The sequence below is a fragment of the Pseudomonas marginalis genome, assembly GCF_001645105.1.
Classification (GTDB): domain Bacteria; phylum Pseudomonadota; class Gammaproteobacteria; order Pseudomonadales; family Pseudomonadaceae; genus Aquipseudomonas; species Aquipseudomonas petroselini.
In genome coordinates this window covers 1-23955 of record NZ_LKEG01000024.1, presented here as the reverse complement: position 1 = coordinate 23955, position 23955 = coordinate 1, and the positions used below count along the sequence as shown (strand labels likewise).

The following is a 23955-nucleotide window of genomic DNA, read 5'->3' as shown; positions in this document are numbered from 1 at the left end:
ACTCCTGTTAGAAAATCGTTAACCCAGTCTAGCGGCAGCCCTCGGGTTGCGCCGACGGCACGTTGCACAACACGAACAACCGCGCCCTCGCGCCGCCGCCATCCTGGCGGCTGAGTTCGCGCCAGCCTTGGGGCAGCGGGGCGAAGTCGTCCGGGGCTTCGTTGCTGCTGATCAGCCACACGCGGCGGGTTTCGGCGGGCAGTGCCGACAGGCGGTCGAGGTAGATGCGTCCGCCGTCCTGGTCCACCAGGGTGCCGAAGCCGTAGGCATTCGGCCGCGTGGGCGTGCCGTCCGGTTTGGGCGGGGTGTAGAGCTGCAATTGAGCGTCGGTCTGGTCGTAATACACGTAGCTGAGGTACCACATCATGTCGCTGAGGACGATGCGGTCGTCTTCCTGGTAATTGCGGTTGACGAACTCCACCGGCACGTTGAACTGGTCGTGTTCATCCACGGTGAAATTGTTCTTAAGCCCCACCAGTTCCACGCCGACAAACAGGACGAACAACGCCGCCCCCAGCAGTGCAAACCGTGATGGCAGGCGGTCGATGGCCATCGCCCAAAGGATCGGCAAGCCCAGGGCATACACCGTCAGGTAGCGTTCGATAAACACCGGGGAAATAAACGACACGCCGTAGACCAATAACAACGGCAGCAAGAAAAACAGCGCCAGCAGGCGGGCCGGTCGATGACGCTCGCGATCACGCCAGGCCGTGATGAGGACGACAGCCACCAGCAACAGCGGAAACAGCCAGAACAGCGGTGCCCAGAAGCCAACGCCTTCATCCTGCAGCACGAATTGCCAGATCATCGAGGGCAGGGAGAACAGGTTGACCGGTTCTTCCCAGCCGATGTCGCCCCCCACCTTGAGCTGGTCGACGTGCTGTACCAGGTCCAGCAGGTTCGGCAGCCACGGCAGGTACACCAGCACAATCGTTGTGTTCGCCACCCACCAGGCCGGGCGCGTGATCAGGCGTTGGCCTCGCGGCGCCGTGCCACCCAGCACGCCCAGCACGCCCAGGTAAGCCCAATGCACCAGCACGCACAACGCAGTGAAGTAATGGGTGTAGAAACCGGCACTCATCAATACGACATAGGCCGCCAGATAGCGCGTGCGCTCGGGTTGGCGCACCCAGTACACCAGCGCCAGCGTGGCGCCCAGCAACCACACCCCCAGCAGCGAATACATGCGCACTTCCTGGCTGTAACGCACCGCTGTCGGCAACAACGCCAGCAGGATCCCCGCCAGTACCGCCGCCCGGCGCGTGGACAGTTGCCGGGTCAGCCAGACGCCCAGGCCCACGACCACCACACCGGGAATGGCGCTCATGCCGCGTATCGACCAGATACTGTCGCCGAACAGCTCGATCCAGCCGCGCAGCAGGAAAAAATACAGCGGCGGATGCACGTCGTGCGCCGCGTGGAACCACAGGTCGGCCAAGGCGTATTCGCTGAGCAACAGGCTCGAGCCTTCATCGCCCCAGATCGCCGCCGCCGTCAGGTTGTAAAAACGCAGAATCATAGCCAGCGCCAGGATCGGCACCCACCAGAGTCGGCTGATCCAACCGGCGCCTTCCCACGTCAGGCGGTTGAGTACGGGTAACGTCCCGACCTTTTCGTTTTGTTCTACCACAGACCGACGCACCTCGATTCCCCTACCACTGCCTTGATTGCCCACGCGTAAACACCGCCACTCTAGGACAAAAGATCCAGGCTGGCTGCTGGAATCGGACAAATCAGCAAATTGTGCAGGGCGTCTCCGAAGCAACCGTAGGAACACGCTATTATTGCCCCCCTCCACGGACTCAGGATCAAGGACACGTCATGCGCATCGGTTTTCTGTCACCCCTGGCACTGGCACTGCTCGCAGGCCTTTCCCAACACGCCCAGGCCAGCTCCGACGACTCGTGCTACCCCGACTGGCGGGTGGCGCGTGACAGCCTCGACGCGTGCAGCAACCTGCCCTTCCTCAGCCCGGGCAATGACAGCCGCGTCAATCTGCGCCTGTTGCTGGCCGACAAAAAGGCAGCGCCGTTAGCGCCCAATGCCCTGAGCGAAGATGACCTGTCCCAGGGCTTTGGCCCGGTGCCCTTCCCGGTCTATCGCCTGGCGCCGATTCCCAGCACAAACGAAGAACCCGACAACGCCCCGGACGACTCACGCACCGCCGAACTCGACACACTGCTGCAGCCCTTGGGCATCAAGCGCGACGAGTACAAAACCGCTGGCGAAGCATTCCTCAATGGCGAAGGCAGCCGCTGCCGCAGCAACGACGATGACAGCGCCACCGCGTTTATCCGCCAGGTGATCAAGGCCGACATGCCGGCGGCCGAACGCGAGCTGTTGGTAAAGGCGCGCTTGCAGCTGCTGACGGCCTGTTCGTGGGAGGGCCAGGTGGTGGACGCCCAGCAGATCCAGTCCAGCGAAGGCCAACTGTTGCGCACTTACCTGCAAGCCGCGGCCGACTTCTACAGTGGTCGCTTCAGTGACGCCGAACGGGGGTTTGCCGCCGCCAGCAGCAGCAACGTGCCGTGGCTGACGGAAACCGCGCTGTACATGACCGCGCGTACCTCACTGAACCAGGCGCAGGCCGAAGCCTTCGACGAATACGGCATGCCGCGCCTCGATCATGTGGATAAGTCAGCCCTGAGCGAGGCTGAGGAAGGTTTCCTCAACTACCTGAAAACTTATCCACAGGGCGACTACGTCGCTTCCGCCCGAGGCCTGTTGCGCCGGGTCTATTGGTTGGCGGGTGACAACACCAAACTCGCCGAGGCCTACGCCTGGGCGATGACCCAGGCCACTGACGCGCAGCGCAATGTGTCGGTGGATGAATTGGTGGAGGAAGCTGACCTCAAGCTGTTGATGGTCAACAGCGAGACCGTCACCACACCGATGATCCAGTTTGTCAGTGACCTGATGGTGATGCGCGGCGGCAACCAGCCGGCCCTCTCCCGCGCCGACCTGGAGAAGCAAAAAGCCGCATTCGCCAGTGCGCCGGAACTGCATGACTACCTGCTGGCGGTCAATGCGCTGTACAGCGAGCATCAACCGGACGCTGCCTTGAAGCTATTGCCCCAAACCGTACCGTCGAGCCTGAATTACTTCGCCTTCAGCCAGCAGACCCTGCGCGCCCTGGCCCTGGAAGCCAAGCAAGACTGGAAAGGTGCCGAAGCGCTCTGGCTGCAACTGCTGCCGCTGGCGAAACTGCCGCTGCAACGCGACCAGTTGGAATTGGCCCTGGCCATGAACTACGAGCGCAGCGGCCAGTTGGCCAAGGTATTCGCCGCCGACTCGCCGATCAGCGCCAAGCCGGTGCGCTACATCCTGCTGCGCAACGTTGCAGGTCCCGAGCTGCTGCGCCAGCAGATCGCCCAGGCCAGCGACCCGCTGGAACGCCAGACCGCACAATTCGTGCTGCTCTACAAAGACCTGCTGCGCGGCCAGTTCGCGACCTTTGCCGAGGACCTCAAGCAACTGCCCGCCCAGGCTTCGGAAGACAAACTGGGCACCAGCCTGGGCTACGTCTACAGCGCCAGCCAGACCTTGAAGCTGTTCCAGTGGAATGGCGACAAGGCCGAATCCGGCTACGCCTGCCCGAGCATTGCGCAAACCGCCGCGACCTTGCAGGGCGATGCCAAAAACCCACAGGGCCTGAACTGTCTGGGTGAGTTCATCCTGCGCAACGGCCTGGACGGCATGCCACTGGAACAGGCACGCGCCGCCGGCAGCCTGGGCAGCACTGCGTCGGACTTCAAGGGAGAAACCTTCTCGCGCCTGGACGGCTACAAACAGGTGATCGGCAACGCCAAGGCGCCTAAGAATGATCGCGCCTATGCGCTGTTTCGCGCCATCAACTGCTATGGGCCATCGGGCTACAACAGTTGCGGCGGCGTTGATGTGGAGCCGGCCGTGCGCAAGGCGTGGTTCCGTCAGTTGAAAACCGGCTTCGCCGACACCCAGTGGGGCAAGTCCCTGCAGTACTACTGGTGAAGCACCTGTGGCTAGGCTTGCTGTTACTGGCAAGCCCGGCCTTCGGCGCTGTTGACGCCCGTGACTATGACGCCTTCTGGCTGTGGAGTGGCGTCACCCCTCAACCGGTGCTCAAGCAGGCCAAGACCCTGTATATCCTCCAGGGCCAGATCAACGCCACCCGCCGCGCGCCGGGTCGTGGCGTGCAGATGATCGCCCAAGGCATCAGCGTGCCACGCCTCACCCAGGGCGACATCTGGATCGTCTACCGCGCCCACACCCTGCGCTGGCCGGAACAGGTCTACACACAACTGCTCGGGCAAGTGCAACGCTGGCGCGATGCGGGCAACCCGGTGGTCGGTATACAGATCGACTTCGATGCGCGTACCCAATACCTGCACGAATACGCCGAGTTCCTGCGCGACCTGCGCCAGCGTTTGCCTGCCGAGTTGCGCCTGAGCATCACCGGCTTGATGGACTGGAGCAGCAACGCCGACCCGGCGGCCATCGCCCAGCTCAAGGGCGTGGTGGATGAAGTGGTGGTGCAGACGTACCAAGGCCGCCACAGCATCCCGGATTACGCGGCGTACTTGCCACGCATGGATCGGCTGGGGCTGCCGTTCAAGATTGGCTTGATTCAGGGCGGAGAGTGGCAAGCACCGGGGTATTTGAAGGACAGCGAATGGTTTCGAGGCTACGTGGTGTTTTTGCAAAACCCTTGATGCGTTCAATCTGTAGCTTTGCCGTTCAGCGCCCAGCGGTTTGCAGCGGATACACCGATTCCCAGCCGCCACCCAACGCTTTGTACAGGCCAACCATGGCCAGGGACACGCCGGTCGAGCTTTCCACCCACTGCTCTTGCGTGGCCAGCAGCGCGCTTTGCACGGTGAGCACGTTGACGAAATCCACCACGCCTTCCACGTACTGCTGCTGAGCGGTACTCAGGGCAATCTGGTTCTGCCGCACGGCTTCGGCGAGGCTGTCGCGGCGCAGTTGGCTGGCGTTGTAGCGGGTCAACTGGTCGTCGATCTCATGCCAGGCCCGCAGCACGGTTTGCTGGTACGCGAGCGCCGCTTCCTGTTGTTGGGCTTCGCGCAGGTTCACCATGCCTTGCAGGCGCCCGCCGTTGAACAGCGGCAAGCTGAACTGCGGCCCGAAGGCAAAAGCGCGGGAGCCCCAAGAACCGAGATCCGAGAGTTGCATGGCCTGGGAGCCGAGGCTGCCGGACAAGGTGATGCGCGGGTAGAAGTCGCCTTTGGCAACGCCGATGCTGGCGGTGGCGGCGTGCAGGCGGGCTTCGGCCTGGCGGATGTCCGGGCGGCGCTCGGCCAGTTCCGACGGCAGGCCAATCGCAACCTGGCGCTGGGTTTGCGGCACGGCGGCGTCCTTGGACAACTGCGCGTGAAGGGCCTGCGGCGGCTCGCCCATCAACAGGCTGAGGGCATTGATCAGTTGGTCCTGACGCTGTTGCAGATCCGGCAGACGCGCTTCGATGGCCGCGACCTGGGCGGCGGCTTCGGCGACGTCCAGGTCAGTCGCCACGCCATCGGCCAGGCGCAACTGTGACAGCTTGAGGCTGTGGCGGGCGACGTCGAGGTTCTGCTCGGTGACGGCGCGGGTGTTCTGTACGCCGCGCAGTTGGATGTAGTCCTGGGCGGTCTCGGCGAGTACCGACAACAGCACAGCGCGGCGGTCGTCTTCGGCGACTTGCAGGGTGGCGTCAGCGGCTTCGGTTTCGCGTTTCACACGGCCCCAGAAGTCCAACTCCCAAGAGGCAGAAAAGCCCATGTCCCACTGGTTGAACGCCGAACGACCGTTATTGCCGGACGGGTCGCTTAGGCCTTTGCCGCTGTTGCGTTGGCGCAGGTAATCACCGTTGGCGCTGAGGTTGGGATAACGATCGGCTGTGGTCACCTGGCGTACGGCACGGCTTTGTTGCAGGCGACTGCTGGCCAGTTTCAGGTCAAGGTTATCGGTGAGCGCGCGACGGGTGAGGGCCGAGAGTTGCGCGTCGTGAAACACATCCCACCAGCGCTCCTGCAAGGGATCGCTGACGGCACGGCTGGTCGCCTGACGACCCTGGGGCTCGTTCCATTGCGACACTGGCAGGCTCTGGGGCTTGTGGAAGTCCGGGCCGACCGTGCAGGCACTCAGGCTGATAAGGCTCAAGGTGAGCCAGGCAATTCGCTTCATTGCTGGGCCACCTCACGCTGCTGCGCAACGGGCTGGGTGTCGACGCTGGCTTCCACCGACATGCCGACCCGCAGGCGTTCGGTGAGTGCCTGGTTGGGTTCGAGGACGATCTTCACCGGAATCCGCTGCACGACCTTGGTGAAGTTGCCGGTGGCGTTGTCGGGTTTGACCGAGGCGAACGTCACACCCGTCGCAGGCGCGAGGCTTTCCAGATGGCCGTTGAGCAACTCACCGTCGAGGCTGTCGACGCGCACCTGCACGGCCTGGCCGGCGTGCATATGAGAAAGCTGGGTTTCCTGGAAGTTGGCCACCACGTACGCCTCTTCCAGCGGCACCACCGCGAGGATCTTGCTGCCCGGCGTCACATACGCGCCAACGCGCACCGCACGTTCGCCGACCATGCCATCCACCGGCGCGACGATGCGCGTGTAGGACAGTTGATAACTGGCCAATTCCAGCGCGGCCTGGGCACGCTTGAGCCCACCTTCGGCGGCATCGCGCTGGGCGGTGAGGATCTCCACTTGCTTGCGTTCGGCCGCCAGCACCGCCGTCGCGTTCGCCAGGCGCGCGGTGGCCTGGTCGATGCGGGTCTTGGCTTGCTGGGCGTTCTGCACGGTGCCGGCGCCGACACCGGCGAGGTGGTTGTAGCGATTGAGTTCGTGTTCGGCAAAAGCCACTTCGGCGCGGTCCGCTGCGACGGTGGCCTGGGCCTGGGCGATCACCGAGCTTTGGCGCTCGAGGGTGGCGGTGGCATTTTTCAGTTGGGCCTGGGCGACCAACGTATCAGCGTCAGCAGCCTGGGCGGCGGCGCGGAAATCGCGGTCGTCGATCAGCGCCAACAGTTGCCCGGCCTTGACGCGCTGGTTGTCCTCCACCAGCACCTCTTTGATGAAGCCCGCCACGCGCGGCGCCACCAGGGTGAAGTCAGCGGCGACGAAGGCGTCGTTGGTGGTCTGGCGCTTGCTGCCGAGCACGCCCGGCGCGACCAGGTACACCAGCACGCCGACGGCGAATACCGCGATAACGGAGACGGCAATTTTGTCTTTGCGTTTCATGAGCAGTCCTTTCAATCAAGTCGGTGCACGAGGCGGGAAAATCCGCGTGGGCATCCAGAAAATCAGCAGGATCAACGCCGCCGCGACTGCGGCCATGACGTAATAGAGATCCGAAGAGGTCAGCACCACGGCCTGCTCGTGCAGACGGTGCGCCAAGCCCGGCGCGTCGCCGTCGGCCAGGGGTGAGTTGCCCAGGCGGTCCACCAGCAGAGTCGAGTGGAAGTGCAGGCGCTGGGTGGCCAAGGTGTCGAGCACGCCGGTGGCAATCACGGCGGCCAGGCCTTTAATGGTGTTGAACCAGGCTGAGGCGAACGGGCCGTCCGTTGGCTGGATGCTGCCGGTGGAGAGCATCAGCAGCGGCAACACGGCCATCGGTTGTCCGAAAATTTGCAGCAGGTACAGGTCGTAGAAGTCATCGCGAATCCAGGCCGAGGTCAGGTGCGCACTGCCCACGCAGCACAGCACCAGCATCCCCAGGCCGATCCCGAGCACCCAGCGGCAATCGACCCAGCGCAGGTTGCACAGCGCCGCCACCAGCGGCAGCGCGATCAATTGCGGGATCGCCATCAACAGCATCACCGGCGCGGTTTGCAGCGGACGGTACCCCTGGACCTGGGCGAGAAAACTCGACGGGATGATGATCACCGAGGTCAGCACCATCAGCACGCCCGCCAACACAATCAGGGCGAACGACAGGTTGCGCAGCCCGAGCATCTGCAATTTGAAAAACGGCATCGGGTGCGACCACTCGTTCACCATGAACAGCACCAACAACACGCTGCCACCCGACAGCAGGAAGGTGATCAGGCCCGACTCGAACCAGTCCAGGCGATTGCCTTGCAGGATGCCGATCACCAGCATGCAGATCGCCGGGAAGCCCAGCAGCAGGCCGCGCCAGTTGAACTGCTTGAAGCGCTCCAGGCGCAACGGGTCCTGCGGCAGCCCGTAGGCCACGGCGGCCATGGCCAGCAGACACGGCGCAACGATCTGCCAGAACGCCCACTGCCAGCCGACGTACTCGGTCCACATTGCCGCCAGCGGCGTGCCCAGGCTCGGGCCGAAGGTGGCGGTGAGGGCGTAGCCGGCCAGGCCGTACAGCTTGACGTTGGCCGGCAGGAAACGCAGCGCCACGGTCATCAGCATCGGCGGCAGCGCACCACCGGCCAGGCCTTGCACGGTGCGTAGCAGCAGCAGGCTTTCGTAGTTCGGCGCGAACGGGCACAGGATCCCCAGCACCGTAAACACTCCGATCGCCCAGAGGGTGAAGCGGCGCAGGGAAAAAGTCACCGAACACCAGGGTGCAAAGGCCATGGCTGATACCGAGGTGGCGGTGTAGGCCGCGACCAGCCAGGTGCCTTCGTCAAACCCGATGTACAGCGCCCCGCGAATATCGGCGAGGGCCACTTTGGTGACCATCTCGTTGAGACCGGAGACCAGCACCGCCAGCAACACGCCGACCAGCCCGATGATGATGCGCGGGCCGAACACGGGCGGGGTCATGGCAGTGGGCTTGGCTGCGGCCGCAAGGGTGGGTGCAGCGAGGGACGTCATGAACAAGTAGCTCGAATGATAAATACCCGAGCAGTTTAATCAGGCACAAACATGACAAAAAGTTACTTGTTGGCAGTGTGTAACTGCACCAGACGCAACAATCACGATAAACACCAACCTCTGTGGGAGCTGGCTTGCCGGCGATAGCGGTGGGTCAGTGATCCATTTGGAACAGTCAGACCGCAATCGCAGGCAAGCCAGCTCCCACATTCACCGAGTTCACTTCAGGCCGGCTGGGCTTCGAGCCACGTGGCGTGGCAGCTCTCGCGCAGGGTTTCGCGCAGCCATTTGTGGGCGGGGTCTTTGTCGAATCGCGGGTGCCAGGATTGGGCCAATACCAGCGTCGGCAGCGAGATAGGCAGGGTGAATGCGCGCAGTGGCAGCTTCAGGCGATTGGCACTCAACAGCGCCTCCTTAGGCACCGGCAGGATCAGGTCGGAGTCGGGCAGCATGAACATCGCGCCGTGAAAGCCTGGGGCGATCATCGCCACGCGGCGCTCCAGGCCCTGGGCATTCAGCGCGGTATCGATCGGCCCCCGTGCGATGCCGCGCCGCGAGATGCTGATATGGGAATAACTGGCGAAACGTGCGGCGGTGATTTCTTCGTCGAACAACGGGTGGTCTTCCCGCGCCAGGCCGACGAAGGTGGTGGAGAACAGGTTCTGCACCTTCACCTCGGGGCTGGCCGGCATGGTGTTGCTCACGCGTAAATCCAGGCGCCCTTCGCGCAGGGCCTCGTCATCGGTGTCGCCTTCGGGCACGAAGCACAGCTCGCACAGGGGCGCCAGGCGCTCCATGGTGTCGAACAGCCGCCCGCCGTATACGCCGATAAAGAAGTCATTGGCGCGCACGCTGAAGCGGCGGCGCAAGGTGCTCAGATCCACTTGGTCCGCCGAGCGGAACAGCAGCGCCGCCTGCTCGACAACGTTGCGCACCTGGCCTTGCAGCTGCAGCGCCTTAGGCGTGGGCACCAGGCCGCGACCGGCGCGCACCAGGATCGGGTCGCCCACCGCTTCGCGAATACGCGTCAGGGTGCGGCTCATGGCCGCCGGGCTGAGGTTCATGCGGCGCGCGGCGCCAACCACACTGCCCTCGTCGAGCAAGGCGTCGAGGGCGACCAGCAGGTTCATGTCCGGTAGTTGCATGCCAAGCACTCGTGATCAACGGGGCGTGAATTGAGCGCAATCGTAGCAGGCTTTACAGGTAAGGCTTCAGGTTGCGGGGCAGGTAGTCCGCAAAGGCGGCTTTGGGATGGGCCTGGCATTTGCGCACGATGTCCGGCAGGGCATTTTCCAGTTCGTCGGCGCGAGTCAGGCCCTCGTTGTAGTCGCTCTTACCGCTCAGCGCCGGGAACATCACCGCGACTCGGGTAATGGCAAAGCTCTTCATTGCGATCAAGGGGCGCGTGGGATGTTCGCGACGGAACTGGCTGACTTCTTCGGTCAGCGTGCTGCAGGATTGGTAGGTGGTCTGGGTAAAGGTCAGTTGAGTGGTTTCCTTTCTCACCGGTTCGGGTGTGAACACCATATCGTTTTGCGCCTGGAGCACTGCGGGCCGATCGGCCTCTACCGTCCAGGGCTTGAAACGCCATAGCGTGGCCGCCGCCACGGCGGCTTCACCAAATGCCGGCTTGGTGGCGCTGAGCGCTTTGACGTCGCTGACCGTACCGTCGTTATGAATGTTCAGGCTGATGCGTGCGTGCCCCTGGGTGGCTATCAGATGGCTGGGGTACAGCGGCTTGGGCATGGTGACCACTTCAGGCACGAATTCCGCCAGAACCGAAGTCGACAAACACAAAGCCGCCACCAACACAAAAAATCGCATCGTCGTAAATCCTTTTACCGGGCACACCTGACGCCAGGGCGACGTCAGATTTGGCCGGCATTATCGGGTTCACGGCGGACAAAGAGCAATCATTCCTGTTTAGCGCTGCATGCCCCAGCGCTTCACGGTCAGGCGCTCGAACGTGTCAAACACCAGATTTTCCACAAGCAGGCCGATCATGATCACCACCGCCAACCCGGCAAACACCTTGTCGGTGTACAGCTCGTTGCGGTTCTGGAAGATGTACCACCCCAGGCCACCCTTGCCGCTGGTAGCACCGAACACCAGTTCGGCGGCGATCAATGTGCGCCAGGCAAAGGCCCAGCCAATCTTGAGGCCCGCGAGGATCGACGGCAGCGCCGCAGGGATGAGGATGAACAGCACAAAACGCATGCCCTTGAGGCCGTAATTGCGGCCAGCCATGCGCAGGGTTTCGGACACGCCGAGGAACCCCGAATAGGTGTTGAGCGCCAACGCCCACAGCACCGAATGCACCAGCACGAAAATCAGGCTGTTCTGCCCCAGGCCGAACCACAGCAGCGCCAGCGGCAGCAAGGCAATCGCCGGCAGCGGGTTGAGCATCGAGGTCAGGGTGCTCAGCAGATCACGGCCCAGTTGGGTTGATACCGCCAAGGTGGTCAGGGCAAACGCCAGCACAATGCCGATCAGGTAGCCCTTGATCAGCACCACCAGCGAAATGCTGACTTTGCTGAGCAATTCACCGCTGAGCAGGCCGTCGTACAGTGCGTGAAAGGTCTGCAAGAAGCTCGGCAACAGCAGGTCGTTGTTCTGATAACGCGCAACGGCTTCCCAGAGGATAGCGAGCACGATCAGGATCAGGCCCTTGCGCAGCCAGCCTTGTTGCCACAAACGTTGACGCAGCGGCAGCTCGCGTTCCACGGGGACACTGAGCAACGGCTCGAGGGTGATTTCGTATTCCTGGCGCATGGGTTGTCCCTTCAGTAAGCGATGCGGATATCGGCGAAACCCAACTCACGTTCGGCCTCGGGCGCTTCATCGAACAGCAGGCGATGAATGCGCCGCGCCGACGCCTGGAAGTCCACACCGCCGAGGCTGTGCAGGTCGTATTGATGGCTGTGGATTTCCGCGCGCACGCGCCCCGGGTGGGGCGACAGCAACAGGATGCGATTACCCACCACCAGCGCTTCCTCAATGGAGTGGGTGACGAACAGCAGGGTGAAACGCACTTCTTCCCATAGCAGCAGCAACTCTTCCTGCATCTTGCGCCGGGTCAGCGCGTCGAGGGCGGCGAAGGGTTCGTCCATCAACAGGATTTTCGGCTGCATGGCCAGGGCACGGGCGATGGCGACGCGGGCTTTCATACCGCCGGAAAGGGTGTGTGGGTAGGCATCGGCAAAGGCCGTGAGGCCCACTTTGTCGAGGTAGTGCAATGCACGTTCTTCGGCTTCGGCGCGCTTCAGGGTTTTCGAGGCCAGCAGCGGAAACATCACGTTCTGTTTGACGGTTTTCCAGGGCGGCAGTTGGTCGAATTCCTGGAACACCACGATACGGTCCGGGCCTGGTTGCTCGACCTTCTGGCCCAGCAAGCGGATCTCGCCTTCGCAGGGTTTGATAAACCCGGCGATGGATTTGAGCAAGGTGGACTTACCGCAGCCCGAAGGGCCGAGCAGCACGTAGCGATCGGCCGGGTCGATCTCGAAACTCACCTGGTGGGTGGCCCGCACCACGCGCTCGGGGGTGCGGTATTCCAGGCTGACGTTATCCACCGCCAGCAGCGGGGTGGTGGTGGTGTGCAGGTTGCTGGCCGCGTGGCCTTGCAAGGGCGCGTTCATCTCAACTTCCTTGCAGGGGCTTGGCGTCCTGGAAGAAGTAATCCTTCCACGATTCAGGCTTGTTCTTGATGGCGCCAACGCGGTAGAGGAATTCCGCCAGCGGGTAGGTGTTTTTCGGCGTGACGCTGAATTCGAACTGCGGGTTGTCGATGATTTTCAGCAACTCGGCGCGGTCGATCTTGGCGTTGGTGACACGGATGTAAGTGTCGGCCGCAGCGCCTTTGTCGTTCTGGACGAACTGCGCGGCTTCGGTCAATGCCTCGACGAACGCCTTGTAGGTTTTCGGGTTGTCGTTGCGGAATTTCTCGGTGGCGAACAGCACTGTCGGCGAGTTCGGGCCGAGCAGGTCATAGGTGTTCAGCACCACGTGAACGTTCGGGTTGGCCAGGGCCTGGTCCTGGAACGGGGGGTTGGAAAAGTGCCCGGTGAGCTCGGTGCCGCCAGCGATCAGCGCGGCGGTGGCATCCGGGTGCGGGACGGCAACGGTGTACTTGTCGAGGCGGTTGAATTCCTTGTCACCCCATTGCTTGGCCGCCGCGTATTGCAGGAAACGCGACTGCACCGACACGCCCACCGCCGGTACGGCAATGCGATCTTTCTCGGTGAAATCGGCGATGGTCTTGACCTTGGGGTTGTTGCTGACCAGGTAGTACGGGAAGTTGCCCAGGGAAGCGACGGCCTTGACGTTCTGCTTGCCGTGGGTGCGATCCCAGATGGTCAGCAGCGGGCCGACACCGGCACCGGCAATATCGATGGAACCGGAGAGCAGTGCGTCGTTGACTGCCGCACCGCCAGACAGCTGAGTCCAGTCCACCTTGATGTCGATGCCTTCCTGCTTGCCGTATTTCTCGATCAGGTTCTGGTCGCGTACCACGTTGAGTAACAGGTAGACGATGCCGAACTGCTCAGCAATGCGAATCTCGCCTTCGGCCTGCGCGGCCGCTGGCGCGACCAGGCTGCCAGCCAGCAGGCTGATACCCAGGCCGACGGTCGCGGCCAGCCGTGCAAATGGAATGTTCCTGGACATGGTCATGCTCCGAGTCAGAAAGGCGCGTCGCCCTGGATGGTGGTACGAAACAGCTTGCGGCGCAGATGGCTCGGGCAACCGGCGGCCAGGTGGATCAGTGAACGGTTGTCCCAGAACACCAGATCGTGGGGCTGCCACTGGTGGCGGTAGATGTTTTGCGGCAACACGCTGTGCGCATAGAGTTGGGCCAGCAGGTCGCGGCTTTCGTCCTCCGGCAGGCCGACGATGCGGGTGGTGAAACCTTCACTGACAAACAGCGCTTTGCGGCCGTTTTCCGGGTGAGTGCGCACGATGGGGTGCACGACTTCCGCCACCTGGGCAAGCTGCTCAGGGGTCAACGTGGGGCGCCAGTTGCCTTCGAATTTGGTTTCGCTGTAGCGCGCGGTGTAGGAGTGGGCGGCACTGCGACCTTCGACGGCGTTGCGCAAGTGCTCGGGCAATTGGTCCCAGGCTTTGTGCATATCGGCGAACAAGGTGTCGCCGCCTTCAGAGGGCAGCTCCTGAGCGTGCAGCATCGAGCCCAGGCTCGGCAGTTCTTTATAGGACAGGTCCGAATGCCAGAATTTGCCCGCGTCCCCCAGGCCGATGGACTGGCCGTTTTCGATGATGTTGGAGACGATCAGGATTTCCGGATGGTGGGCCAACAGGAACTGTTTGAGCACATGGATCTGCAGCACGCCAAAGCGACGGCTGAAGGCGATCTGTTGCTCGGGGGTGATGCGTTGGTCACGGAAGACCACGACATGATGGTCCAGATGTGCGCGGTGGATGCGCGCGAAATCTTTGTCGTTGATCGCACGGGTCAAGTCCAGGCCAATGATCTCGGCACCGACACTGCCGGGAAGTGGGCGAATCTCGAAGGTTTGGTGGGTAGGGATCGCTGTTGGAACAGTAGAGGCGGCGGACATGAGTTCACTCCCGGTCAGACAGGAGAGTGACTTTATAGATATAAGAGCGGCATTTTAAATACCGTTAATGAATATCTATAGACAGGAATGTTCCGGCGAAAAGGCGCTTTCGGCGGCCGGGATGGCATAAATCAGCGAAGCGAAACGTTCAACTGTAAGACGTCGTAGAAACGCTGTGTGGGCGCCAAGAACCGCGTGTTTAGCCGCTTACAAGCCGAAAACCTTGCCCGTTTGACAACCCGGCAGGCAGTCTCTAGTGTGCATTGGATCCAATTAGCCACACTCATTCTAATAAGGAGGATAGCGTAGCCGTGACGCAGAAGCCGAACCCCTTGAACAGCATCAAGATCAGCGGGCCGATTCCCGCCCACCTTGCCCGCTCCGTAATTGAAGAAACCTTGCGTAACGCCATTCTCGATGGGCGGTTGCCGTGTGGTACCGCCATGCGCCAGCAAGAGCTGGCCAGCCTGTTCGGGGTCAGCCGCATGCCAGTCCGCGAAGCCTTGCGCCAGTTGGAGGCACAGTCATTGCTGCATGTGGTGACGCACAAGGGCGCAGTGGTTGCGCCGCTGATTGAGGACAACTCGGCTGAGACCTATGCCTTGCGCATTCTTCTGGAGTCGGAAGCGCTGCGCTTGTCGACCCCATTGCTGACCGCCGCCGATATTGCCGAGGCGAATACCTACATCGATGCCTTGGAACGGGAGAAAGACTACACCGAGATTGGCCGCCTGAATCGACTGTTTCACATGGTCCTGTATGGCAAGGCTCCTAACCAGCGGCTGCTCAAGCTGGTCGAACACGGTTTGAATGAAGAGGAGCGTTTTTTGCGCTTCAACCTTGAAGCGATGGGGCTGGGCGAGACATCCCAGGAAGATCACCGTGAACTGCTGAACCTGGTGGCGCAGAAGAAGCTCGACGAAAGCATCCTGGCACTGCGCAATCACCTGACGCGCGGCATGGAAGTCATCGCGAACTATCTCAATGGCCTTGAAGAAGCCGATAGATAGGTTTCCACCGCAACGCTCGACCCCCTGCGTTGCGGGGCTCCCCCCCTCAAGGAGAGCGCCGCGTCAGATGACGTGATTAAAACAACTTGATTAAACTAAACCTGCTTCTACCCAGGAAACTTCCCACCTTTAAAACGCACTTTACACACCACATGTAACTTCTCGAAAAAACATCCAGTGCACTTATAAGCTCACCCAAACGTTTAATCAGCTTATTATCTTCCGCTGAACATTAAACTTTTCAACTGTCCGTATCCATCCAGGCCTATGGCGCGCCTTGCGCGTGGCCTGACTGAACGCTATTTGTCTACTTCCGGCTGCAAAAGCCATCACTGCTTCACGAGCAGTCGCGACAACTTATAGGCATCAACCATGTATCAAACTTTGCTTGAGCAAAAAAAACAGCAGTTATGCAACCATCTGTTATTTGATGAAATAACTTCACTGGGTAAGTTACAACTTTTCATGGAGAGCCATGTGTTTGCGGTATGGGACTTCATGACCCTCACCAAACGCCTGCAACAGGACCTGACGTGCACGCGGCTACCCTGGCTCCCCCCGACCGATCCACACGCCGCCCGATTGATCAACGAGATCGTGCTGGGTGAGGAGTCCGACGAGCATCCTGAGCGAGGCTATAGCAGCCACTTCGAGCTGTACCGTGAAGCAATGGTCGAAGTGGGCGCCAGCACCGCCGCCATCGATGCCTTTATTACGCTGCAACGCCGAGGCATCGAGGCCCAGGCAGCCTTGCAACAGGTCAATGTACCGCAGGGCGTGTCCCGCTTCGTCGAGGACACCTTGCTTATCGCGTTAAATGCCCCGACCCATTGTGTTGCCGCAGCGTTCCTGCACGGCCGTGAGAGTGTAATCCCGGCCATCTTCGAACGTTTGTTGCAAGGTAGCGGGATCATCAATCAACAGGCGCCTATCCTGGGCCACTACCTGAACCGTCACATCGAATTGGATACCCAGGGCCATGAGCCAGCGGCGCAACAGTTACTGCAACGCCTGATTGGCGCCGACGCGTGCCGCAAAGAGGAAGCTGCTGGCGCTGCACTCAACGCGGTGGAAAACCGCATCACCTTCTGGGACTCGGTGCGTGCCTCGTTGCAAGGGGGCATCCATGAATACCGCTGACTACCGCTCCATCGCTGAGGATTGGGAGTGCCGTGCAACCATTCGCACACGTCCTCGCCGCGTGCTGGAAAACGACGGCAATCTGATCTATCCATTGTGTCGCCAGCCACTGGTAGTGGGCGCGACGTTTCTTGAGCACTGCTCGCAATGGCGCGATTTTGTGCTGGTGCAAAGCTTCTATAAATTCATCAATGACGTAGTGATTTTCGAAACCGAGATCGTCGACAAGACCGCCCGCCGCATTGCCAAGAATCGCTTCGCCATCACCTTCCCCCTCGCCTGTCGCTACGACGCAATGACCATCGTGGTGGACGAGGATTACCATGCCCTGGTCGCGCTGGATTTCCTGCAACAGACTGTGGCAATGACCGGTATAGAACCGCTCGAACTGCCGGCACAAATCGAGCTCAGTCGCGCCCTGCCGGCAGCACAGGCGCAGGCCCCGGCACACCTGCGTGACGCGGTTGAGTTGATTGGCGTGGCCATCGCCGAAAACACGGTGACCCATGACGTCGCCGCCTTCGCCAAGGACGACAGCGTCAAGTCGTCGGTCCGCGGCATGATGGCCGATCATCTCTCTGACGAAGGGCGTCATGCGCAATTCTGGACACGCCTGGTACGCCTCTACTGGCAAGCGGCGAGCCCGGAGGATCGCGACGGCATCGCCGACGTGCTGCCAACATTCTTGAGCCACTACCTGACCAACGACCTGCAGAAGTCCTTCGACCTGCAACTGATCGAACGTCTGGACGTGGACCCCGACATCCGTCAGGCGCTGACACGAGAAGTAAACGCGCTGGATTTCCCCATCACCCGACAACACCCACTGATCGGTAACATCACAGGTTTTCTGCAGCGTAGCGGATTGCTGCAGACACCCAGCGTGACACAGGCATTGAGTGACTATTTGCCCCTGGCAGGGAGAGCGGCATGAGATGCCTGACCATTGGATGGGTCGGTGTCAGCCAAGCCCTGGAGAGCGTGAAGCACGTGCTGGAGCAGTACGGCCATCGGTCTGGTGATGAGGCCGCCGACTGGGTGATCGAAGACGGGAGCCAGCCAGTACCCCGGCGCTTTTCCGAAGCCTCCCGCATCAGCTTGCGCGTGGGCATCGGCGCTCTGACTGAATACGGGCTGCCCGCCGTACAGTTGCGCGGCTATGACCGCAACAGGCGCCTGCTTGCCGCGCTGGACCTTGCCGAAGAGCCCAGTGGGAACGGCCAGCGACTGCGCTTGCACGCAACCCGGGTGCTGGCGGAATGGGTTGCCTTGCACATCAGTCGTTTTGCACGTGACCCTGAGTATTTGCCCCCAGAAGCCTGCGCCAATGCCTGGCCTGAGCAAGGCATGCAGGGGCTGGAAGCGGTGGCGTTTCTGCATCGGTTTAATCGCACGGCGGACCCGGCCGTGTGGCAGGCAGCCCAGGTGCCGGTGATCGAGCGATTGCAGGCCAGCCTTCTCACCTTCGCCGAGCGACCTGCCCTGAACATCGCGGGCAATGTGACGACTTACCGGCAACTGCAGACTCAGATGCTCGCCATCCAGCAGCGGCTGGAACGGCTACTGGAGGGCATTGAGGCACCCGCCGTAGTCGGTGTTTGCCTGGAAAAATCCATCGCGTTGTACGCCAGTATTCTCGCAGTGCTCGGCTGCGGCGCGGTGTACCTGCCGCTGGCGCCCGACCACCCATCACAACGCCAGCAGGCCATGCTGGAAAGTGCAGGCGCCCGCGTATTGCTGGATGACGGCAGCCATCCATTGCGTGAGCACTTCGTTTCGCTGGACGTCGGCAATCTCGGCGCGCCAGACACTGCACGACCATTGCGGCCTCCTTGCATCGACCTTGAAGCACCTTGCATGGCGCTCTTCACCTCGGGCACCACGGGACGGCCCAAGGGTGTACTGCTCGGCCAGGACAATCTCGCCCATTTCAGCGCTTGGTTTGCCAGCCAAATGGCGCTGAGTGAACAGAGTCGTGTGCTGCAGTTCGCCTCGGTGAATTTCGATGCATCGCTGATGGACATTTTCCCCAGCCTGATCGCCGGCGCGGAGTTGATCATCCCCAGCGAGACGCAACGGCGCGATCCGCAGCAATTGGTCGAGCTGATTCGGCAACGGCGCATCACCCATGCGTTCTTGCCGCCGGCGCTGCTCAGCCTCTTGCCGCTTGATAAACCCCTGGGCCTGACGCATCTGTTGACCGGCGGCGATGCCTGCGAGCCTTATGTGATCGAACGCTTGGCAGGCCAATGCCACCTGCACAACCTCTACGGTCCCACCGAAGCGACGGTACTGGTCACGCATCGCATCCTGCAAGCCGGGGATGGCAATCGCAACCTGGGCCGCCCCATCGCCAACAGCCAAGTGCTGATCCTCGACGATAACCTGCAACCGGTGGACGAACAGGTGATGGGCGAGCTGTACATCGTCGGCCCTGGGGTAGGCCTGGGGTATTTAAATGCAGCGCAGTTGCCCGACGACCCTTTCATGACGCTGGCCCTGCCGGGTGGCAAGCCCCTGCGGGCCTATCGCAGTGGCGACCTTGCGAAGTGGACTGCCGAGGGTATCGAGCTGGGCGGCAGGCGCGATGCGCAGGTGAAGATTCGCGGAATCCGGGTCGCGCCTCAGGAAATCGAACAGTGCCTGCGCGACAGTCGACTGTATCGCCAGGTGGCGGTGGTCATTGATAGTGAACGCAAGATTCGTGGTGTCGTCGCCCAACCGGAGCCTGGCGCGACGCTAGCCGGCTTGAAACAGCATGCACGGCAGTGGCTGCCTGATTACCTGCAGCCCGACTTGTGGGCCGAGCTACCCAGCCTGCCTTGCTCCAGTAACGGCAAGGTCGACCGCCAGGCCTTGCTGGCGTTGCCGGCCCACCCCACGTTGAATAGCGCCGGGCAGGCTGCGCAAACGGCCCTTCACATGCAACTGGTGGCGTTATGGCGTGAGTTGTTGCGGTTGCCAGTGGGCGAGCTGTCAATTGATGACAGCTTCTTCAATCTCGGCGGCCACTCCATGTTGCTGTCGATGTTGTTACTGCGTATCCGCGAGCAGTTTGGCCGCAGCCTGCCGTTGAACCGCTTCTTTGAAGCACCAACGATTCGCACGCTTGCGCTGCTGATCGAGGATGGGGCGCTGCCTGAAGCAGCTTCCGGCCAGGCGCTTCAGGATGCACAGAGGGAAGACGTTGTTCAGGTACTGCCTGTAGAGCGCGTTGGTGATTGCAACAAAGTGATCGTGACAGGCGCAAACAGTTTTATCGGTGTGCATATCGTCGAGGCGCTGTTGGCCAATGGTGCAACCCACGTGGCGTGCCTGGTGCGGGAGCTGCCGGGACAAGCCGCAACCACGCGATTCGCTCAGGCGTTGCGCGAACACCGTCTTGAACACTTGGACTTGAGCCGGGTGCAGGTCTATGCCGCGGATATCAGCCAACCACGCCTGGGCTTGGCTTGCGATACGTATGAGCACCTTGCACGGGACTACGGTGTGCTCGTGCACAACGCCGCGCGGGTCAATCACGTGATGGACTACGCCTCGTTGGTAAAGGACAACGTCGCCCCACTGCTGGAGTGCCTGCGCCTGTGTGAGACCCACTGCAAGAAAGTGCTCAATTTCATCTCGACCTTGTCGGCCTGCAGCGACACCGACGCACATGGCCACGTCCTCGAAACCCCTGCCGCGCAGACCCTGCCGATCTACATCAAAAATGGCTACAACTTGTCCAAATGGGTCGCCGAGCGCTGGCTGGGGCGCGCGGTCAAGCAAGGTTCCTGGGTAAACATTCACCGCCCGGGGAACATCAGTTTCAACAGCCGGAGCGGTGTGTGTCAGCCGCAGAAAAATCGCCTGATGCTGATGCTAAAAGGCTCGCTGCAATTGGGCTTGGTGCCCCGTTTGGAAGTGAACTTCGACCTGATGCCTGTGGATTTTTTTGCTCGGTTTCTCGCGTTCCACTGCGGCCATTTTGAAGCGAGGCGAAACGTCTTCAACCTGCATAACCCACAGCCTTTGAGCTGGGATCAATATTTGGATGCATTCAGCCGGGCGGGCTACGAATTCGAGCGCGTCAGTGTGGCGCACTGGCAAAGGGCGCTGCGCACGGTAAGCCGCGAAAACGCGCTGTTTGGCGTACTGGGCTTTTATCTGGATGGGCTGGGTGACGACATTGGCGACACCTCAATGATCCACTGCAACAACGCACGTCGGGCAGTGGAAGCAATGGGCACCCGCTACCCCGAAAAGAACGCATCGCTGCTGCAAAGGGGCTGCGACTACCTCAAGGCTATCGGCTTTCTTTGAACGGATTAAGGACAACCTCATGAAACCGCTGCAACCCGATACATTGATTCACAACCCAACTGGCATGCCGGTGGTGGCCTCTGTCGTGGTCAACTGCGAGGCCATGCGACTGTGGGGGGTGGTGGGTCACTTTGCAGGCTTTGATGCCTTTATTCCGGCCCTGTCGCACATCGAAATGACGGGGGAAGGCGTGGGCGCTTTGCGCACCAAGTTTTTCCACGATGGTCATTGCGTCGTGGAGCAACTCAATAGCCGGGACGAAGATGCCATGAGCATGACCTGGACAACGATCTATAACACGCTGGGCGTAGCTCGATTGTGGGCGGCGATGCGCGTGGAAGCACTCGGTTCAAGCGGTTCAAGGGCGACCTGGACGCTGATCGGCGAACCGGCAGAAATGGCGCAGGCGGAGTTTGAACAGTTTGTACAAACATTCGCCGACAACGCTTTGGGAAATGTGCGCCATATGCTGGGTTGAGGAGCAGGAGCGAGAGGGCTCGCTCCTGTTCAATCACCGTCAGATCTTGAAACTGTCGACCAGCTGTTTCAAGCGGCTGGCCTGCTGGGACAACGCGTCGCAGTCCTTCAACGTTTCGTTGAGATTGGTCACGCCTTGCTGGTTCAGCAGGTTGATCTGATTGATGTCGACATTGAGTGTTTCCACTACTGCAGTCTGCTCTTCGGTGGCGGCAGCGACCGATTGGTTCATGCCATCGATTTCAACGATCCTCTTCGTCACGCTGATCAGCCGCTCACCCGCCTGGTTGGCCACTTGGACACTTTCTTCGCTGGAGGTCTGGCTGGCGTTCATCGTGCTCACCGCTTCACGCGAACCCACTTGCAACGAGGTGATCATTTTGTGGATTTCTTCAGCCGACTCTTGCGTACGGTGGGCCAGGTTACGCACTTCATCAGCGACCACGGCAAACCCGCGGCCAGCCTCCCCGGCACGGGCAGCCTCGATCGCGGCGTTGAGCGCAAGCAGGTTGGTCTGCTGGGAGATGCCTTTGATGACATCAAGAATGTGACCGATGTTGTCGGTGCTGGCATTCAGGGTTTCAATCTGGGTGCAGGACAGGCTGATCTTTTGCGACAGTTCCGACATCGCCAAAATGGTTTGCTCCACCACTTTGCGCCCATCGTCAGCCTGTTCACTGGCACCGCTCGCGTGCTGCGAGGCGTCGGCAGCATTACGCGCGATTTCCTGAGTGGCTGCACCCAGCTCGTTGATCGCGGCAGCCACGCTGTTAGTGCGCGCGCTCTGCTCGTCGGAACCGATGATCGAGGCGTTGGACGATGCCATTACGCGCTGGGACAAGTCATGCACCTGGCGTGTTGCTGAAGACACTTCGGAGATGGAGGCGTGGATACGCTCCACGAATTGATTGAATGCACTGCCTACCTCGCCAAACTCGTCCTTGCTGGTGACGTCCAGGCGACGAGTCAGGTCGCCCTCGCCCTGAGCGATGTCCTGCATGGCAACGCCCATAGTGGTCAGAGGCCGCAGCAGTACTTGGATCAGCAGGCTCAAGAGCACTGCGATCGCCACCACCGCAATCAACATGGCAATCAACGCTGATGTACGGAATTTACCCAGCGGTGTGTAGGCCTTGTCTTTATCGATCGACAGACCAATGTACCAATCCGCATCTGGCAGGCCGCTGATCGGGGTGAACGACAAAATACGATCCTGGCCATTGAGGACGACATCCTGACTGACCTTCTCGATACGCACAGGGGAGCCTGGATAGATGTCCTTAAGGTTCTTCATCACCTGGTCCTGGTCAGGACTGACGATGACCTGGCCATCGCCGCTGACCAGAAACGCATGGCCGATGCCGCCGAAATCCACAGAGTTGATGATCTTCACCAGGGTTTGCAGGCTCAGGTCACCACCGACGACACCCAGCAGTTCACCGTTCTTTTTCACCGGCATCGCGATGGTCACGATCTGCCCACCCACTGCGGCCATGTAAGGCGGGGTGAGCATGGTTTTATCAGTGGCTACAGCTTGCTTGTACCAAGGACGCTGACGGGGGTCGTAGCCATCAGGCATCTTCGCATCTGGACGCTGGGTGAACACACCGTTGGTTTGGCCGACATAGGTGAACTGGAAATTTGCTGTGAGGGCAGGTTGATCGACCAAGCCCGGGAGGTCTGCGCCAGTGCCCTGGTGGGCAATATTTTGCGCCAGGCTTTCGAGTACTAGAATTCGCCCACTGAGCCAGTTCTGCACACTACTGGCGGTAAGCTCGCCGGATTGCTGGATGGAGGAATCCAGGTTTTGCTTGATGGTGCTGCGCTGCAGGTAGTCGTTGTAAAGCGTGAATAACGCGAAGGCTAGAACCACAACGCCTGACGCGGCCAACAGAATTTTATGACTGAACTTAAGATTCATTTCACCGACTTCTTTTGCCAAATGGGGGTGTGAGCGTGCCGAGTGGAACATTCCATGTAACGGTATAGGCGGACTCTCTGACCGCTCTATTTCGGTGCACGCATGGCTCATCAGGCTTTCGGCCAAAGCAGGGCAAATCTTAGGGGATTGTGAGGTATATCCTGTTTTCGCGAGGGAAACCGACCGGTGGTAGGCGATAACGGATCGGTGATGCGGATCCTTTCAGTCGCCAGGGTCGTGCCGCAGATACGTGCGCGCAAGGCGCCTTTGTGAACTTGCTGCAACAGAGCAGGAGCTCCGGAATCAAGATGCCTCGTAGGTTTTTGCATGTCATGCAATGGCCTGGTAATCGATCACTGACGACGTGAATAAATCGAACATGCTTACCGAGGATCTATCAACTGCCGCCTCTCTTAAACGAAAAAACCCCTGTCTGCGCTAGCAGACAGGGGTTTCGGAATTCAATCTTGACGATGACCTACTCTCACATGGGGAAACCCCACACTACCATCGGCGATGCATCGTTTCACTGCTGAGTTCGGGATGGGATCAGGTGGTTCCAATGCTCTATGGTCGTCAAGAAATTCTGTGCACCGGACCGTCTTGTTAGCAACGTGCCGGTTAAATTCATGGACTTCTACATAAACAAAACCCCTGTTTGCGTTAGCAAACAGGGGTTCTGGAATTTAATCTTGACGATGACCTACTCTCACATGGGGAAACCCCACACTACCATCGGCGATGCATCGTTTCACTACTGAGTT

The 23955-nt window shown here is 60.7% G+C and carries 18 protein-coding genes, 1 rRNA gene and 1 pseudogene; 7 read left to right on the top strand and 13 right to left on the bottom strand.

The features are described 5' to 3' along the window. Window positions 1-28 precede the first annotated feature (28 nt). A complete protein-coding gene (locus AO064_RS04020; protein WP_064052473.1) occupies window positions 29-1642 on the bottom strand; it encodes a glycosyltransferase family 39 protein in 1614 nt (537 codons plus the stop codon). A gap of 179 nt (window positions 1643-1821) precedes the next feature. Here AO064_RS04020 and AO064_RS04015 point away from each other — a divergent pair, with 179 nt between their 5' ends. Further along, window positions 1822-3990: a PA5441 family protein gene (locus AO064_RS04015; protein WP_064052472.1), complete on the top strand. Its 2169-nt coding sequence runs from the start codon at window positions 1822-1824 to the stop codon at window positions 3988-3990. Further along, window positions 3987-4691: a DUF3142 domain-containing protein gene (locus tag AO064_RS04010; RefSeq protein WP_012721571.1), complete on the top strand. Its 705-nt coding sequence runs from the start codon at window positions 3987-3989 to the stop codon at window positions 4689-4691. Before AO064_RS04015 ends, AO064_RS04010 begins: the two co-directional genes overlap by 4 nt. A 25-nt stretch (window positions 4692-4716) precedes the next feature. Here AO064_RS04010 and AO064_RS04005 read toward each other — a convergent pair whose 3' ends face one another. The 9 genes from AO064_RS04005 to AO064_RS03965 form a co-directional block, all read right to left on the bottom strand. After that, window positions 4717-6162 carry an efflux transporter outer membrane subunit gene (locus AO064_RS04005; protein ID WP_064052471.1) on the bottom strand — a complete coding sequence of 482 codons (1446 nt, stop codon included), beginning with the start codon at window positions 6160-6162 and terminating at the stop codon, window positions 4717-4719. Continuing rightward, window positions 6159-7217 carry an HlyD family secretion protein gene (locus tag AO064_RS04000; RefSeq protein ID WP_012721569.1) on the bottom strand — a complete coding sequence of 353 codons (1059 nt, stop codon included), beginning with the start codon at window positions 7215-7217 and terminating at the stop codon, window positions 6159-6161. The genes AO064_RS04005 and AO064_RS04000 overlap by 4 nt, the downstream gene beginning before the upstream one ends. Before the next feature lie 15 nt (window positions 7218-7232). Beyond that, the gene (locus tag AO064_RS03995; RefSeq protein ID WP_064052470.1) at window positions 7233-8768 is read right to left on the bottom strand and encodes an MFS transporter; all 1536 of its coding nucleotides are present in this window, start codon (window positions 8766-8768) and stop codon (window positions 7233-7235) included. 224 nt (window positions 8769-8992) lie between these two features. Further along, window positions 8993-9913 (bottom strand): LysR family transcriptional regulator, encoded by a 921-nt coding sequence (locus AO064_RS03990; RefSeq protein ID WP_064052469.1) that lies wholly within the window; start codon window positions 9911-9913, stop codon window positions 8993-8995. Window positions 9914-9965: 52 nt separating this feature from the next. Then, window positions 9966-10559 carry a TonB family protein gene (locus tag AO064_RS03985; protein WP_170171902.1) on the bottom strand — a complete coding sequence of 198 codons (594 nt, stop codon included), beginning with the start codon at window positions 10557-10559 and terminating at the stop codon, window positions 9966-9968. A 132-nt stretch (window positions 10560-10691) separates the two neighbouring features. After that, a complete protein-coding gene (locus AO064_RS03980; protein WP_064052467.1) occupies window positions 10692-11540 on the bottom strand; it encodes an ABC transporter permease in 849 nt (282 codons plus the stop codon). Between the two features lie 11 nt (window positions 11541-11551). Beyond that, window positions 11552-12406, bottom strand: a complete 855-nt coding sequence (locus tag AO064_RS03975) for an ABC transporter ATP-binding protein (protein ID WP_064052466.1) — start codon at window positions 12404-12406, stop codon at window positions 11552-11554. Between the two features lies 1 nt (window position 12407). After that, window positions 12408-13433, bottom strand: a complete 1026-nt coding sequence (locus AO064_RS03970) for an ABC transporter substrate-binding protein (RefSeq protein ID WP_064052465.1) — start codon at window positions 13431-13433, stop codon at window positions 12408-12410. A gap of 14 nt (window positions 13434-13447) precedes the next feature. After that, window positions 13448-14341 (bottom strand): TauD/TfdA dioxygenase family protein, encoded by an 894-nt coding sequence (locus AO064_RS03965; protein ID WP_064052464.1) that lies wholly within the window; start codon window positions 14339-14341, stop codon window positions 13448-13450. A 311-nt stretch (window positions 14342-14652) separates the two neighbouring features. Between AO064_RS03965 and AO064_RS03960 the strand changes: the two genes are divergently transcribed. The 5 genes from AO064_RS03960 to AO064_RS03940 all read left to right on the top strand — a co-directional run bounded on the left by AO064_RS03960 (window position 14653) and on the right by AO064_RS03940 (window position 21271). Continuing rightward, the gene (locus tag AO064_RS03960) at window positions 14653-15351 is read left to right on the top strand and encodes a GntR family transcriptional regulator (RefSeq protein WP_012721561.1); all 699 of its coding nucleotides are present in this window, start codon (window positions 14653-14655) and stop codon (window positions 15349-15351) included. Between the two features lie 372 nt (window positions 15352-15723). Further along, window positions 15724-16491, top strand: a complete 768-nt coding sequence (locus AO064_RS03955; RefSeq protein ID WP_082893872.1) for a DUF3050 domain-containing protein — start codon at window positions 15724-15726, stop codon at window positions 16489-16491. Then, on the top strand, window positions 16478-17425 hold the full coding sequence (locus AO064_RS03950; RefSeq protein WP_064052462.1) for a diiron oxygenase: 948 nt from the start codon (window positions 16478-16480) through the stop codon (window positions 17423-17425). Before AO064_RS03955 ends, AO064_RS03950 begins: the two co-directional genes overlap by 14 nt. Beyond that, on the top strand, window positions 17422-20793 hold the full coding sequence (locus AO064_RS03945) for an amino acid adenylation domain-containing protein (protein WP_064052461.1): 3372 nt from the start codon (window positions 17422-17424) through the stop codon (window positions 20791-20793). The genes AO064_RS03950 and AO064_RS03945 overlap by 4 nt, the downstream gene beginning before the upstream one ends. A 19-nt stretch (window positions 20794-20812) precedes the next feature. Continuing rightward, entirely contained in the window at window positions 20813-21271 is a 459-nt protein-coding gene (locus AO064_RS03940) for an SRPBCC family protein (protein WP_064052460.1), read from the top strand. Window positions 21272-21310: 39 nt separating this feature from the next. Here the strand turns inward: AO064_RS03940 and AO064_RS31640 are convergent, their stop codons facing one another. The 3 genes and pseudogenes from AO064_RS31640 to rrf form a co-directional block, all read right to left on the bottom strand. After that, the gene (locus AO064_RS31640) at window positions 21311-22096 is read right to left on the bottom strand and encodes a methyl-accepting chemotaxis protein (RefSeq protein WP_370636097.1); all 786 of its coding nucleotides are present in this window, start codon (window positions 22094-22096) and stop codon (window positions 21311-21313) included. Between the two features lie 117 nt (window positions 22097-22213). Beyond that, window positions 22214-23191, bottom strand: a pseudogene (locus AO064_RS31635) (cache domain-containing protein); the annotation flags it as partial. A 465-nt stretch (window positions 23192-23656) separates the two neighbouring features. Then, window positions 23657-23772, bottom strand: a 5S ribosomal RNA gene (rrf, locus tag AO064_RS03930). Between the last annotated feature and the right edge of the window lie 183 nt (window positions 23773-23955).

Coding starts and splice junctions, on each gene's coding strand:
- AO064_RS03980 (WP_064052467.1), bottom strand. CDS start 11,540: ATGCGCCAGGAATACGAAATCACCCTCGAGCCGTTGCTCAGTGTCCCC.
- AO064_RS03990 (WP_064052469.1), bottom strand. CDS start 9,913: ATGCAACTACCGGACATGAACCTGCTGGTCGCCCTCGACGCCTTGCTC.
- AO064_RS03955 (WP_082893872.1), top strand. CDS start 15,724: ATGTATCAAACTTTGCTTGAGCAAAAAAAACAGCAGTTATGCAACCAT.
- AO064_RS03965 (WP_064052464.1), bottom strand. CDS start 14,341: ATGTCCGCCGCCTCTACTGTTCCAACAGCGATCCCTACCCACCAAACC.
- AO064_RS03995 (WP_064052470.1), bottom strand. CDS start 8,768: ATGACGTCCCTCGCTGCACCCACCCTTGCGGCCGCAGCCAAGCCCACT.
- AO064_RS03970 (WP_064052465.1), bottom strand. CDS start 13,433: ATGTCCAGGAACATTCCATTTGCACGGCTGGCCGCGACCGTCGGCCTG.
- AO064_RS31640 (WP_370636097.1), bottom strand. CDS start 22,096: ATGGCATCGTCCAACGCCTCGATCATCGGTTCCGACGAGCAGAGCGCG.
- AO064_RS03940 (WP_064052460.1), top strand. CDS start 20,813: ATGAAACCGCTGCAACCCGATACATTGATTCACAACCCAACTGGCATG.
- AO064_RS03945 (WP_064052461.1), top strand. CDS start 17,422: ATGAGATGCCTGACCATTGGATGGGTCGGTGTCAGCCAAGCCCTGGAG.
- AO064_RS03950 (WP_064052462.1), top strand. CDS start 16,478: ATGAATACCGCTGACTACCGCTCCATCGCTGAGGATTGGGAGTGCCGT.
- AO064_RS03975 (WP_064052466.1), bottom strand. CDS start 12,406: ATGAACGCGCCCTTGCAAGGCCACGCGGCCAGCAACCTGCACACCACC.
- AO064_RS04015 (WP_064052472.1), top strand. CDS start 1,822: ATGCGCATCGGTTTTCTGTCACCCCTGGCACTGGCACTGCTCGCAGGC.
- AO064_RS04005 (WP_064052471.1), bottom strand. CDS start 6,162: ATGAAGCGAATTGCCTGGCTCACCTTGAGCCTTATCAGCCTGAGTGCC.
- AO064_RS04000 (WP_012721569.1), bottom strand. CDS start 7,217: ATGAAACGCAAAGACAAAATTGCCGTCTCCGTTATCGCGGTATTCGCC.